Annotated in this window: 12 protein-coding genes; 2 read left to right on the top strand and 10 right to left on the bottom strand. The window is 63.4% G+C overall.

From position 1 onward, the window contains the following. The first annotated feature begins 40 nt into the window (after positions 1–40). Positions 41–1507 (top strand): potassium transporter TrkG, encoded by a 1467-nt coding sequence (locus JS541_RS04460; protein ID WP_214373281.1) that lies wholly within the window; start codon positions 41–43, stop codon positions 1505–1507. Between the two features lie 117 nt (positions 1508–1624). Beyond that, positions 1625–2278 (top strand): TrkA family potassium uptake protein, encoded by a 654-nt coding sequence (locus JS541_RS04455; protein WP_214373280.1) that lies wholly within the window; start codon positions 1625–1627, stop codon positions 2276–2278. Here the strand turns inward: JS541_RS04455 and JS541_RS04450 are convergent. The 10 genes from JS541_RS04450 to JS541_RS04410 all read right to left on the bottom strand — a co-directional run bounded on the left by JS541_RS04450 (position 2265) and on the right by JS541_RS04410 (position 12768). After that, positions 2265–3014, bottom strand: coding sequence for a TlyA family RNA methyltransferase (locus tag JS541_RS04450; RefSeq protein ID WP_214373279.1), 750 nt, complete (start codon positions 3012–3014; stop codon positions 2265–2267). The two genes, JS541_RS04455 and JS541_RS04450, sit on opposite strands and share 14 nt — an antisense overlap. A 3-nt stretch (positions 3015–3017) precedes the next feature. Further along, entirely contained in the window at positions 3018–3146 is a 129-nt protein-coding gene (locus JS541_RS14985) for a hypothetical protein (RefSeq protein ID WP_276310678.1), read from the bottom strand. 125 nt (positions 3147–3271) lie between these two features. Next, positions 3272–4309 (bottom strand): HAD-IIA family hydrolase, encoded by a 1038-nt coding sequence (locus JS541_RS04445; RefSeq protein ID WP_214373278.1) that lies wholly within the window; start codon positions 4307–4309, stop codon positions 3272–3274. A gap of 1 nt (position 4310) precedes the next feature. Then, a complete protein-coding gene (locus JS541_RS04440) occupies positions 4311–6239 on the bottom strand; it encodes a helicase (RefSeq protein ID WP_214373277.1) in 1929 nt (642 codons plus the stop codon). Positions 6240–6321: 82 nt separating this feature from the next. Further along, the gene (gene tyrS / locus JS541_RS04435) at positions 6322–7644 is read right to left on the bottom strand and encodes a tyrosine--tRNA ligase (RefSeq protein WP_214373276.1); all 1323 of its coding nucleotides are present in this window, start codon (positions 7642–7644) and stop codon (positions 6322–6324) included. Positions 7645–7734: 90 nt separating this feature from the next. Then, positions 7735–8568 (bottom strand): putative ABC transporter permease, encoded by an 834-nt coding sequence (locus JS541_RS04430; RefSeq protein ID WP_214373275.1) that lies wholly within the window; start codon positions 8566–8568, stop codon positions 7735–7737. Positions 8569–8571: 3 nt separating this feature from the next. Beyond that, positions 8572–9120 (bottom strand): HD domain-containing protein, encoded by a 549-nt coding sequence (locus JS541_RS04425; protein ID WP_214373274.1) that lies wholly within the window; start codon positions 9118–9120, stop codon positions 8572–8574. Positions 9121–9896: 776 nt separating this feature from the next. Then, positions 9897–10826 (bottom strand): RluA family pseudouridine synthase, encoded by a 930-nt coding sequence (locus JS541_RS04420; protein WP_214373273.1) that lies wholly within the window; start codon positions 10824–10826, stop codon positions 9897–9899. Then, a complete protein-coding gene (locus JS541_RS04415; protein WP_214373272.1) occupies positions 10823–11449 on the bottom strand; it encodes a signal peptidase II in 627 nt (208 codons plus the stop codon). Before JS541_RS04415 ends, JS541_RS04420 begins: the two co-directional genes overlap by 4 nt. 23 nt (positions 11450–11472) lie before the next feature. After that, a complete protein-coding gene (locus tag JS541_RS04410) occupies positions 11473–12768 on the bottom strand; it encodes a DivIVA domain-containing protein (RefSeq protein ID WP_214373271.1) in 1296 nt (431 codons plus the stop codon). Positions 12769–12796 lie beyond the last annotated feature (28 nt).

The raw sequence follows: 12796 nt of genomic DNA, 5'->3' as shown, positions 1-12796 counted from the left end.
ACCAGGGCACGCGCCCGCACGAACCGGTAAAGGAGGAGCCATGTCGAACCTCGTCTTTGACGAATCCTCCTCCAACCGCGAATCCTCGCGCGGATATGCATGGTGGTTCTCCGGCGACACGTTCGAGAAGGCCGCCGCGGACGAGCGCCGGGCCACGCGCAGGCACACGTTCCGCCAGCATATGACCTCGCACCCCGGGCGCCTGACGATCATGTACTTCGCCGCGCTCGTCGTCATCGCCACCGGCATGCTCATGCTGCCGATGTCCACGCCGCCGGGCGAGACCACGACGTTCTCAACGGCGATGTTCACGGCGATATCCGCTTTGTCCACCTGCGGCATCTCGATCGTCAACTCCACGACCCACTGGACCGAATTCGGCCAGGCGATCCTGCTGGTGTCAGTCCAGATGGGCGGGCTCGGCGTCATGACCTTCGCCTCGATGATCGCGCTGGCAGTCAACCATCACATGAAGGCGACGCAACGGCTGCTCACCGCCACGGAACTGGGCACCACGAAGCTTTCCGAGATCCGGGGCGTGTTGACCGTGGTCATCACCACCACGTTCGTCATCGAATCGATCACGTTCTTCGCGCTGTTTCCGGGCCTGTGGTCCGTCAATCGCGGCGACTGGGGCAGAACGGCATGGGAGGCGCTGTTCTTCGCCGTCATGTCGTACAACAACGCCGGGTTCACCCCCGACGGCGCGGGACTGCATGTGAACAACTGGGCCGTGGGCATGCCGATCATGATGTCCGCGTTCTGCGGCACGCTCGGCTTCCCCGTCATCCTCAACCTCATGCGATGCGCCCGCAAACGTGTGCCGCCGCGCCGCTGGAGCCTGCACACGAAGGTGACACTGACGATGACGTTCCTCATCGTCGCCGCCTCGCTGGCATGGTTCCTGGCGGTCGAATGGGACAACCCCTATCTGTTCAAGAACGCGGATGTGGAGACGCGGCTGCGGCATGCCATGGTGGCGGCGGTCATGCCGCGCAGCTCCGGATTCGACCTGTCGTGGGTGCCTCAGGTCAGCGAGGCCACGAAGGTGTTCATGAGCATCGTCATGTTCATCGGCGGAGGCAGCACCTCGACCGCGGGCGGCATCCGCGTCACCACGTTCGCCGTGATCCTCCTGGTGTGCCGCGCATCGTTCACCGGCCACAAAGACATCAATGCGTTCCGCCGCCGCATCCACACCGATGTGGCGATGACGGCCGTGAGCATCACCACCACATGCCTGATGCTGGTGCTCGGCGCGGCGATGGCCCTGATGCTGGTGTCCGACGCGTCGCTGTCGAACGCGCTGTTCGACGCGTGTTCCGCGTTCGGTCTGGGCGGATATACGGTGGGCGTGGCCAGAGAGGACAATCCGGCGGCATTGGCCATTCTCGCGTTCACGATGGTGGTGGGCCGGCTCGGGCCGATGACGATCGCCTATTCGATCAGTCGTCCGCGCGCGCTCGAAACCGTGCGCTATCCCACCGAACCGCTGGTGGTGGGCTGACCGTCGCTCCGCATCAGCGGTTTCGCCCCGTGTCGGGTCGAGGGAACGCTATGATGCATAACCGGTAGTTAGTTGTCATCGATGGCACGTGCGTGCGGGAAATGAGGAACCACAGTCATGGCAGTCAACGGCAGAAGCATTCTGGTGGTGGGACTGGGCCGTTTCGGCAGTTCGGTGGCTACGACGCTGGATGCGATGGGCCAGGACGTGCTGGCCGTCGACAAGGATCCGGAGCTGGTCAACCGCTGGTCGTCGCAGATCCCGACCGTACAGGCGGACATGACCGACGTGCTGGCGCTGGAACAACTCAATGCGTCCGATTTCAACACGGCCATCGTGGCGATCGGCGACAGCGTCGAGGCATCGGTCATCGCCACCGGCAACCTGTTGGACGCCGGCATCTCCGATATCTGGGCAAAGTCCGTGTCGAAGGAGCACGCGCGCATCCTGCAGCGCATCGGCGCACGGCACATCATCAACGCGGAGACGGACGCCGGCAAGCGTGTCGGCCATCTGGTGTCCGGCAACTATCTCGACTACATCGAGATCGAGGGCGCGCACACGGTCGTCAAGATCCATACTCCGCAGCATGTGGTCGGCTACAGCATCGAGGATGCGAAGGTGCACGAGCGCTACGGCATCACCGTCGTCGGCATCAAATCCCCTGGCAAGGAGTTCCAGTACGGTTCCAAGGAACTGGTCATGCACCGCAACGACGAGCTCATCATCATGGGCAAAGAGGATCAGATCGACAAGTTCATCCGCGGCTAATACGGTTCCGAGCGTACAGCAGATATTCGCTGTTGCCGTGGGTGCCCTCGATGGGCGAGTCGGCCGTCGCGACGACGTCCAACCCATGCTCTGCCGCGCATTGCGTGATCTTATGCAGCGCCTGTTCCCGAAGGGCCGGATCCTCCACGATACCGTGACGATCCAGCCCTTCGCGTCCGACCTCGAACTGCGGTTTGACCAGCAGCACGATATGCGCGCCGGGCGCGGCGATACGCGCAATGACCGGGATCACATAGGTCAGAGAGATGAACGACACGTCGGAGACGATCATCTGCGGACGGTATGGCAGGCTGTCGGCGCTCACGTCGCGGATGTTGACCCCGTCCATGCGAATGACATGCGGGTCGTCGGAAACGCGCGGGTCGAGCTGATCATGACCGACGTCGAGCGCGATGACCTGTGCGGCGCCGCGTCGCAGCAACACCTGTGTGAAGCCGCCCGTAGACGCGCCGATGTCGAGACAATGCAGACCGTCCGGTGACGGCAATCCGTCGGCGGCGAACATGTCGAACGCGCCGACCAGCTTGTACGCACCGCGTGAAACGTAGTCGTCGCCCTTATCGACGCTGATCACCGCATCCGCGTCAACGTTCATGGCCGGTTTGGACGCGACCACTCCCCCAACCGTCACATGCCCGGTTTTGATGAGTTTCTGCGCCTTGGAGCGGCTGTCGACCAGTCCGAAGTCGACCAGTAAGGAGTCAAGCCGTGCCATAGGTCACCGATTGTCGTCGAGTTCGTGCTGGAGTCGGTCGAGCACCTCCTGGAATGCCGTGATGCGTTGCGGCATGTCCTTGGCGTCCAGATCGGCCAGCTCGGGGAACCTCTGGGACAGATCGTCAGGCATGACATAGCTCCTTGCGTAGAAATGAATCGGGAAGGGGGCAAGACAGAACAACCACTGTCTCACCGTAAAACATCTGATAACAAGCTGGCCTCCTCGTCGGATCGTCGGAGGAGGCCAGGGCAACGTCAGAGCGCGAAATCAGGCAACGTGACCGTCGCAACGTCGCCGACGGCATCGGCATGGTCCCACATGAGGGCGCATGCCGCGCGCAGGGCGTTCATGCTGGTCGGATCACTCACCGTCAGCACGCCGTCATGCAGCGTGGCGGACGCCTCGCCGCACGTCCACGACGAACCGTCGCCGGCAGCAACGGCGGCCGGCTGCGCTTCGAGCAGTCCGCGCAGGTCCTTGACGATGTAGGTCGGTCGCAGATGCGCCGGCGCGAGCATCAGCTCATGCGGATTGGTCACGCCGGTGAGCACGGCCAGCGAATCGTAGCCGCCACGGTTGCCGGCCTCGATATCGGTATCAAGACGGTCGCCGATCGCCAGGCACGCGTCCTTGGCCACCGGTTCCGTGTCGTCGCCGGCCGCGAGCAGTCGCGCCTCGTCGTACATCGCGGATTCGGGCTTGCCGGCCGAGGCGACCGGTTCGACGCCGGTCGCGTTGATGACGGCCTGAATCATCGACCCGCAGCCGGGCGCGATGCCCAGTTCGCGTGGAATCGTCAGATCCCGGTTGGTGACGAAATACGTCGCCCCATGCTCGACCGCGAACGCGACCTCGGCCATCTCCTGCCAGCGCATGTCCGGATACCAGCCCTGGATCACGGCCACCGGCTCGTCGGCCGCGCCTTCGACTACGATCAGCCCCTGCTTGGCGACTTCCTCGCGCAGATGATCGGCGCCCAGCACCAGCACCTTGGAGCCGGCCGGCACGTGACGGCGCACCATGCGCGCGGCGACCACCGATGAGGTGATGACCTGATGCGGTTCGACCTCAAGGTCGAAGCCGCGCAGCTGATCCGCGACCACACGCTGGAAGCGCGACGAGTTGTTCGTCGTATATTCGATGGTCATGCCGGCCGATTCGGCTTGGCGAATCGACTCGGCGGCATGTTCGACCGGGTTCTTGCCCCGGTACACCACGCCGTCGAGGTCGAGCAGCGCGAGCCGGTAGGCTGCCGCGATCGGCTTGTCGGTGGATTTGAGCATGCGCGTCATCTCACTCGGCGTCGGAGGAATCGTTCGCCTCGGCGTCGGCCGACTCGTCCGCATCCGCAGCGTCATCGATGCCAGTTTCCGGCTCGACGGCGGAATCGGAGCCGTCTTGAGCCTCCTGAGCCGGCAGCACGGACTCGTCATCCGCATCGGCGACGTCGAACTCGGACTCGTGCTCGGCAGATTCGCTCATGCCGGCGACTTCCTTCACATCCTCGGCGTCGTCCGCATCCTCGTCGCCTGAAGCAGTGCCGTCGTTCTCGGACTCGCCTTCAGCCTCATCGGCATCCTCATCGTCATCGGCCGGCGCGTACTGCGCGTCGTCCTCGCTGATGCCGAGCATGTCGAGCTCGTCGTCGCTGAACCGTTCGAGATCATGGTCGATCACGGCGTCGTCCACGGCCTCGTCATCGTCCGCATACTGCAGTTCGAGCTTGTCGAGCAGCGGATCGAGATCGGCAGCTTCCTCGCCACGGCCGGCCTCCTCGAGGAAGTACTGTTCTGCCTGAATGGCACGCATGCGGTACTCGCCCGGCAGACCCTTGGAACGGCCGATCGTATGCACGATCTCGATGGCCTTGTCGATCTGGTTCAGATCCGCAAGAGCGCCCGCGTACACCAGGAACATCTCGACCTTGGCTTCGCCGCGCAGCTGCTTGGCCTCGTCGGAGGTAGCCACTTCGACGGCCTTCTTCGGGTTGCCGGTGCCGCGCTCGCAGTCGGCGATGAACGGCAGATAGTCCGGGAAGCCATTCATGCGGTAGGCGGTGCGGAACTCACGCAGCGCAAGCTTGTAATCGCCCTGACGATACGCGACGAACGCGAGCGTCTCACGGGCGAAGTCGATGCGGGACGCCTGACGTGCCACCCACTTGGCGTGGGCGAGCGCCAGCTCCGGATTGGACTCCTCGAGCGCATAGGCGGCGAGAATGTGCAGACCGATGTTCTCGGCGTGCTCCTTGGACAGGCCGCGCAGACGTTCGCGCTCGTCAGTCGACAGCATCGACCATTCCATGCCCTTGGGCATCTTTGGCTCGTCGGGGCGACGCGCGGTGTACGGGTTCTGCGACGGGAAGCTCATCGTGCCGTCGGAATTGCGGCGCGGGCCACGCTCCATGTATTCGCGGCGCTTGGTCTCGCGGTATTCGCGCTTCTCTTCAGGCGTGAATTCGCGGCGCTCGCCGTCATTGCGGCGTTCGGCACCGCGCTCATTGCGGCGATCATCGCGCTTGAAATCACGACGATCATCACGGTGGAAATCCTTGCGCTCACCGTCACGATGGAAGTCACGGCGCTCGCCATCATTGCGACGATCATGATCGCGATGGAAATCACGACGATCCTCGCCGCCGCGGAACGAACGGCCGCCGTCACGACGGTCATCGCGACGGTAGCGCGAGTTGTCGCCGCCCTGACGACGATCGTCACGACGGAAATCACGACGATCACCATCGCGGTGGAAGTCGCGACGCTCACCGTCGGTACGCTTGAAATCACGGCGATCGCCGTCACGACGCTCGCCGTCGCGACGGAAATCCTTGCGGTCGTCGTCACGACGGAAGCCGCCGTTGCCGCGGTAGCCGCCGCGACCGCCGTCCTTGCGGTAGCCGCCCTTGTGGAAGCCGCCCGACTTGCCGCCGCGGAAACCGCCGCGCTCGCCGTCACGATGGAAGTCGCGACGATCGCCGCCCTCGCGGTTGAACTCGCGGCCTTCGCCGGCACCCTCACGGTCACGGCGGAAGCCGCCGTCCTTATGGAAGCCGCCCTTATGGAAGCCACCGGACTTGCCGTTGCCGTCCTTGCGGTATCCGCCGCGCGAGCCGCCGAAGGAACGTCCGCCGCTATTGCCGCCGCGACCGCCCGGACGGCCGGAGCCATAGGACTTGCGATTGCCGTAGGATTTGCCGCCCGAGCGGCCCTGTTCTTCTGCCATTGATGTCCTTCACTGACGTGCTCGGCTCCGTATCAGGAGAGCCGAGATAGTTGTTGTGTCTTATACCTGTCTATCGGAAAAATCAGTGCTTCTCGACCGCGCCGAGGGCCTTCTTGCCACGGCGGATCAGCGCGAAACGACCGTGCAGGAAGTCGGCGTCGCCCAGCGTCTGCTCCTCATCCTCCACACGGCTGTTGTTGAGGTACACGCCGCCGGACTTGACCGCACGACGAGCCTCGGAGATCGACTTGAACAGCCCGGCCTTCACGCCGGCCTCAATCACGCGATCACCGTCGGCCACGGCCGCGAAAGCCTTGACGCCATTCTCTCCTTCGACCTTAAGACCATCGATCGCGGCCTCCAATGTGCCCTCGTCGATCGAACCGAGGTCGCCGCCACGGCCGAACAGCGCGGCGGACGCATCGATCGCGGCCTGTGTCGCGGCCTCGCCGTGCACGAAGCTCGTGACCTCCCAAGCCAGCGTCCTCTGCGCCTCGCGGGCGCCCGGATTGGTCTTCGACTCCTCCACCAAACGCTCGATCTCGGCCTTCGGCAGGAACGTGAACGCCTTCAGCAGGCTTTCCATCTCCACGTCGGGGCGGTTGAACCAGAACTGGTAGAACTTGTAGGGACTGAGCATGGTGCCGTCGAGCCAGACGGCGTTGCCTTCGGACTTGCCGAACTTCTTGCCGCTCGCGTCGGTGATGATCGGGCTGGTGAACACGTTCACCGAAGCGCCGCGCACCTTGCGGATCAGATCCATGCCGGAGGTGAGATTACCCCACTGGTCGGAACCGCCGATCTCAAGCGTGCAGCCGTACTCGTCGAACAGGTGCAGGAAGTCGTTGCCCTGCAGCACCTGGTAGCTGAACTCGGTGAACGAGATGCCCTCTTCAGAGTTGAGGCGGCGCGCAACCGTGTCCTTGGCGAGCATGGTGCCCAGGCGGAAGTTCTTACCGACATCGCGCAGGAAGTCGATGACGGACATCTGCGCGGTCCAGTCGTAGTTCGACACGAACCGTACCGGGTTGCTGCCGCCGGTTTCGAGAATGCCGCCGATCTGGTTCTTAAGACGCTCGGCCCAGCCGGCCACCACGTCCTTCGGGTTGAGCGTGCGCTCGCCGGACTGGCGCGGGTCGCCGATCAGACCCGTCGCACCGCCGACTAGGGCGATCGGATGATGCCCGGCCATCTGCAGGTGGCGCATGTTGATGAGCTGGACGAGGTTGCCGATGTGCAGGGATGCGGCGGTCGGGTCGAACCCGCAATAATAGGTGATCGGCTCTCCGTTCAGCGCTGCGGCGAGCTGATCGCGGTCGGTGGACTGCGAAATCAACCCGCGCCATTCCAGTTCATCGAGGACGGAGTCGAATCCGGCCTCCTTGAAATCGATGACGTGAGCCATAACTGTGGTTTCTCCCTATCAAATTGTGGGTTTTATGCGCCTATCAGTTTCGCAGAACGGCTCGACCGGGGTCTGGCCCATGTCAACCGGTCACTTGCGACCACGGTACAGCTTCTCGAACGTCTCGCGCAGCTGCTGCAACGTCTCGTTGTTACGGTCGGTACGCAGACGCGGGAACGAAGCGATCATGCGGCGCTGCTGGCGGTTGAAGATGCCGTCGGCCGCCTCCCGGACCTTGAACATGAGTTCGGTCGACATCTCACGGCCGGAATGCAATGGCCCGTTGACCGCACCACCGACCAGCTCGCTCACCTTGCCTGATGCGTCGCTGACCGCATCCGCCGCATCGCCCAGACGGTCTCGCATCGCGTCGCCGTACTTGGCGACCATTGCGGAGAGCTGGTCGAGGCTGTCCTCGAAGTTGACGATGCCGGCCACGGTGATCGCCGTGTCGAGCACGGTCAATACGAACAGGATGAGGCACAGCCAGTGAATGACCGGTTCGGGCATCATGTCGGTGATCTCGGCGACGTATGGCTGGACACCATCGACGATCACCACGCCGCCGATGCCGAACACCACCGCGCCGAGCAGGCAGATGCGTCCGTTGAGATTGAATTTGAAATGCGAATAGTCCCACCAGCGAGCATGGAACAGTCGCTCCATAGCCCACGAGGTGAAATATTCGAGCACGCATGCGCCGACCGACGACAACAGGAACAGCCACAGCGGGTTATGGACGCGTCCGAGCAGCACGACGCCGAGCACCGCGCCGGTGCCGTAGATCGGGCACAGCGGGCCGTTGAGGAAGCCTCGGTTGACGGGGCGGCGTTCCTGCACCGAAACGAGGATCGACTCGTATACCCAGCCGCAGCAGCTGTAGAACAGAAACCAAAGGAAGAGTTTCTCCGCGATCAGCAGCATGGTTCAGCTCCTTCGCCCGTCATGTGAGTGTACGTGAGGTGCGTCGAATGTGCGTGTCGCAACGATGGGCTTGGGCGGGCGGCCAAACCGTTTGAGGCTGACCGTCTCGCGGGTGGCGCTGACCTTGTCGGCCATCGTCACCAGATAGCCCTCGATATAGCTGGGCGGAGTGGGAGTCATCGGGAACATGTGGCAGGCGATGCTGTCGCGTTCGATCGCGTTGAGCCGGAAGTCCCTCATCGCGTTGCGCAGCGCGGTCTTGCCGTGGGTGAAGCCGTGCAGGCGGTGGTCGCCGTTGTCCCAGTCGTGCCAGTCGTACAGGAAATAGTCGTGCAGGAGCGCGGCACGGATGAGCGAGCGCAGGTCAACGCGGTTCCACAGGTGCAGTCGGTCGGCGAACCATACGGCAAGGCATGCGACGCGTAGCGAGTGGGCGAACGTGGTGATGCAGCCGTGCTGGTAGCAGCCACGTTCGATGTGCATGTGTTCGTGCTCGATGATGTCGTGTCCGTGCTCGTTTACCAATGTGCGTATCTGATTGCGTGTCAGCACCGCTGGTCTCCCCGTGATCCGTGACGTTTCCCTACGTTCTATGAACGATTGTAGGGTATGAGACTCACCGACGGATTCGTCCGAAGGAATGAGATCGCCGCCGGCATCGTACGACATGCCCGACTGGCACACCGTGCGGCCTGTCCGGTCCGTTCGCCGTGACGATTGTGGATGGAGTTATCCACAGCAGGTTATCCACAACACGCCCGGATCCGTCGATTGCGTCCACATGACCCGGTTCGGCTTGTGCGACCATGCAGAGTTTCGGGATGATGAGTGGACGGATCGGTTCGCCGGATGCACCGGTCACGAGCGAAGGAGCGCGATGAAGCAGCCACCGATGATCATGATGCCTCGATCGATACGACCGGGTACGGCTCCCCGCGTGCTCACCGCCGAGGCTTGCCCGAACGGCCAAGATCCGGCGCCCGCAGTCGGTCGGACGTCGCGGGTGCGCACGCTTCGTATCATCGCGAACGCGATGTTCGGCACTGGTGCGGCGTTGGGCGTCGCTGCGCTGCTGTGCATGAACCATCTGGATCGTGGCAGGTACGATCCGCTCGACGTTCTGGTGCTGTTGCTGGCCTGTCTGGTCATTGCAGCGTGCCCGGTATGTCTGGCCGCCGGAGTCGTGCTGCATATCACCGCCGGTTTTCTGGCCCATAGATGCCTGAGGCCTCGTTCGGGGTGTGATACCGAGATGGCGCCGAGGCTCTGCGAATCAGACGCAGCCGACGCTTGTGAGGAACAACGGCCTGAGACTGCTCAGCCGCGGTTCACTCCTGTTGCGCATGCCGCCGACGCATCAGGTCGAGCGCGTGCGAGAGATCGGCCGGATACTGCGATGTGACCGTGGTCCATACGCGGGTGCGAGGATGGCGGAATCCGAGTTTCATGGCGTGCAGCCATTGCCTGTCAAGTCCCAGCTCAGACGATAATACAGGATTCGCCCCGTACATCGGATCGCCGACGAGGGGATGTCCGATGGATGAGAAGTGCACACGGATCTGGTGGGTACGGCCGGTTTCCAGATTGACCGACACGAGTGTGGCCTCGCCGCCGAAACGCTCCATCACGTCCCAATGGGTGATGGCGGGTTTGCCTGCCGGTGTGACGCAGAACCGGAAGTCGGATACCTTCGCCCGCCCGATCGGCGCATCGATGGTGGCCTTGTCTTCCTTGAGCCCGCCCTGGACCAGCGCATGATAGGTTTTGACGACCTCATGCTCGGCGAATTGGCGCCGCATCTCCACGTATGCGAGATCCGATTTGCATACGAGCATCAGACCGGAGGTGCCGACATCGAGCCTCGACACGATGCCTTGTCGCCCCGCGGCCCCGTAGGAGGTGATGTGCACGCCGCGTTGCAGCAGGCTGCCGAGCACCGTCGGGCCGGTCCAGCCGACCGATGCGTGCGCGGCGACGCCGACCGGCTTGTCGACCACGACCACGTCGTCGTCCTCGTAGACGATGGCCATGTCGTCGGCCACGGGTTCGGGCTGCGTCTGTTCCTCGACCAGATCGAATTCGACGGTCTCTCCTGCCAACAGAGTGCCGGATTTGGCGATATCGCGGCCAAGCACACGCGCTTGACCGTTTTCGATAAGATCCGCGGCCTTGGCGCGTGACAGGCCGAGCATTTTGGCCACGGCCACGTCGAACCGCTTGCCGACCAAGGCATCGGGTGCAGGGACAAGACGGCTCATAGGGCACCGCCTTTCGACGCGTCCCTCCCGTCAGCGCCGGCCGGCGCATCCGATCCGAATGATGCGGCAACGGCATTCGAGTCCACGCCGGACCCGTCGTCGGCGGTGACGACGCCTGCCGTCGCGGCATTGTCTTCATGGTCGATCGGCGTTCCCAGCATGATCAGTACGACGATGCCAATGCCGGCGATCATCAGCCAGATGTCGGCTACATTGCCCACGGACCAGCCGTAATTGAGGAAGTCCACGACCTTGCCGTTGAGGAATCCGTCGGCGTAAGTCACACGGTCGATCAGGTTGCCGAACGCACCGGCGAACGCCAGCGCGAACATCACCGACCATCGCGTCGATGCGGTGCGCAGTCCCAATACGACCAATACGATGCTGGCAATGATCGCCAGCAACGAGATGACCCAGGTCATCGAAGAGCCGAGACCAAGCGATGCACCGGGATTATGCACGAGCGTCAGCGACAGCAACGGGGGCACAACCGGAACCGTTCGACCGTCCGAAAGGGCGATCTGCGCCCAGAACTTGGTGAGCTGATCGATCACGAGCGCGACGAGCGCCACACATGCAAAGACGGCCACGCGCGTGCGCGGCCGTCCCTGTCGAGTAGTCATATCCGAATACCCGTCCTATGGTCTCACTGGCCGGACTGCTCGGTCTGGTTGTAGCTGTTCGTGTCGGACACCTGGTTCATCAGACCGGTAAGGAACTCGGTCAGACGAGTACGGTAGGCGCTTTCGAACTGCTTGAGGCCCTGGATGTTGCCCTCGATGACCTTGGACTGCTCGGTGAGGCTGTCGCGCACCTGCTGCGCATAGTCGTCGGCGGCGGAACGGGTGTTCTTGCTGTATTCGTCGGCCTCGTTGCGCTTCTTCTTGTCGTATTCGGAAGCACGACGCTGAACCTCGGCCTCGTAGGCGTCGCCGTCCTCGTGCTTGTTCTTCAAGTACAGGTCGGCATCCTGACGGGTCTTGACGGAGTAGCCGTCGGCGTCGGCGCGCACGCGATCGGAGTAGGCGTCGGCATCGGCGTGGGTACGCTTGCCGTATTCGTCGGCCTCGGAGCGGGTGCGGCTGGAGTAGTCGTTGGCCTTGGTGATCAGCTCGTTGTACTTCGCCTGGCTGGCCTCGGTGATCTCCTTGGCCTGAGCCTTGCCCTTGTCGACGTACTGATCATGCAGCTGCATGGCGAGGGTGAGCATGGCGGTGGCGCGCTCCGGCTCGGTGTTGGCGGAGGCGGCGGCGCCGGCGATCTTCTGCAGGCTGCCGGTCTCGGTGCTCGGCTCGACCTTGGAGACCTGCTCGCGCAGCTGGTTCTCACGCTGCTTGGACTCTTCGAGCTGCTTGGTGAGTTCGCGAACCTGGGCGGCGGCCTGCTGCGCAGCCACCACCTGCTGCTGCGCGGAGGCGAGCTGACGGGACAGATCCTCGCTGTTGGCGCGGAACGTGTCGCGTTCCTTCTGGATCGTCGCGAGCTGCTCGACGAGGGCGTCGTTGTCGGACGCCTTGGCGGCCTGGGCGGTCAGCTGATCGATCTGCTTGTTGAGCTGGTCGACCTGACCCTTGAGCTGCTCGTTCTGCGCGGTGAGCGCGCGGTTGCTTTCCTCAGCCTCGGCGAGCTTGGACTGCGCGACCTGCGCCGCCTGATCGCCCTGACCGGCAGCGTTGCCAGCCTGCGACTTCAGCTCCGCGTTCTCCTTCTGCAGTCCCTGCACCTGAGCGGTCAGGTCGGAGATCTTCTTGTTGAGGTTGGCCACGTCCGGTCCCAGGGACTGGGTCGCCGCACCGGCGGCCACGGCCTGCTTGCCGAGCGCCTCGACGGTTTCCGTCACCTGATCCAGAAAATCGTCGACCTCGTCGACGTCATAGCCTTCCTTGAATCGAACCGTCTGGAAGGTATGCTCCCGTATATCCTTCGGAGTCAACAAAGCCATAAATCCTTACACCTCGCTTTGGGGTCAT

Origin of the sequence: Bifidobacterium sp. SO1 (genome assembly GCF_018555335.1) — a bacterium.
GTDB lineage: Bacteria > Actinomycetota > Actinomycetes > Actinomycetales > Bifidobacteriaceae > Bifidobacterium > Bifidobacterium simiiventris.
This window is presented reverse-complemented; position numbering and strand designations above follow the sequence as displayed.

Bases quoted from the DNA above. Each gene is read 5' to 3' on its own strand.
- JS541_RS04460 (WP_214373281.1), top strand. From the start codon at position 41: ATGTCGAACCTCGTCTTTGACGAATCCTCCTCCAACCGCGAATCCTCG.
- JS541_RS04455 (WP_214373280.1), top strand. From the start codon at position 1,625: ATGGCAGTCAACGGCAGAAGCATTCTGGTGGTGGGACTGGGCCGTTTC.
- JS541_RS04450 (WP_214373279.1), bottom strand. From the start codon at position 3,014: ATGGCACGGCTTGACTCCTTACTGGTCGACTTCGGACTGGTCGACAGC.
- JS541_RS14985 (WP_276310678.1), bottom strand. From the start codon at position 3,146: ATGCCTGACGATCTGTCCCAGAGGTTCCCCGAGCTGGCCGATCTGGAC.
- JS541_RS04445 (WP_214373278.1), bottom strand. From the start codon at position 4,309: ATGACGCGCATGCTCAAATCCACCGACAAGCCGATCGCGGCAGCCTAC.
- JS541_RS04440 (WP_214373277.1), bottom strand. From the start codon at position 6,239: ATGGCAGAAGAACAGGGCCGCTCGGGCGGCAAATCCTACGGCAATCGC.
- tyrS (WP_214373276.1), bottom strand. From the start codon at position 7,644: ATGGCTCACGTCATCGATTTCAAGGAGGCCGGATTCGACTCCGTCCTC.
- JS541_RS04430 (WP_214373275.1), bottom strand. From the start codon at position 8,568: ATGCTGCTGATCGCGGAGAAACTCTTCCTTTGGTTTCTGTTCTACAGC.
- JS541_RS04420 (WP_214373273.1), bottom strand. From the start codon at position 10,826: ATGAGCCGTCTTGTCCCTGCACCCGATGCCTTGGTCGGCAAGCGGTTC.
- JS541_RS04415 (WP_214373272.1), bottom strand. From the start codon at position 11,449: ATGACTACTCGACAGGGACGGCCGCGCACGCGCGTGGCCGTCTTTGCA.
- JS541_RS04410 (WP_214373271.1), bottom strand. From the start codon at position 12,768: ATGGCTTTGTTGACTCCGAAGGATATACGGGAGCATACCTTCCAGACG.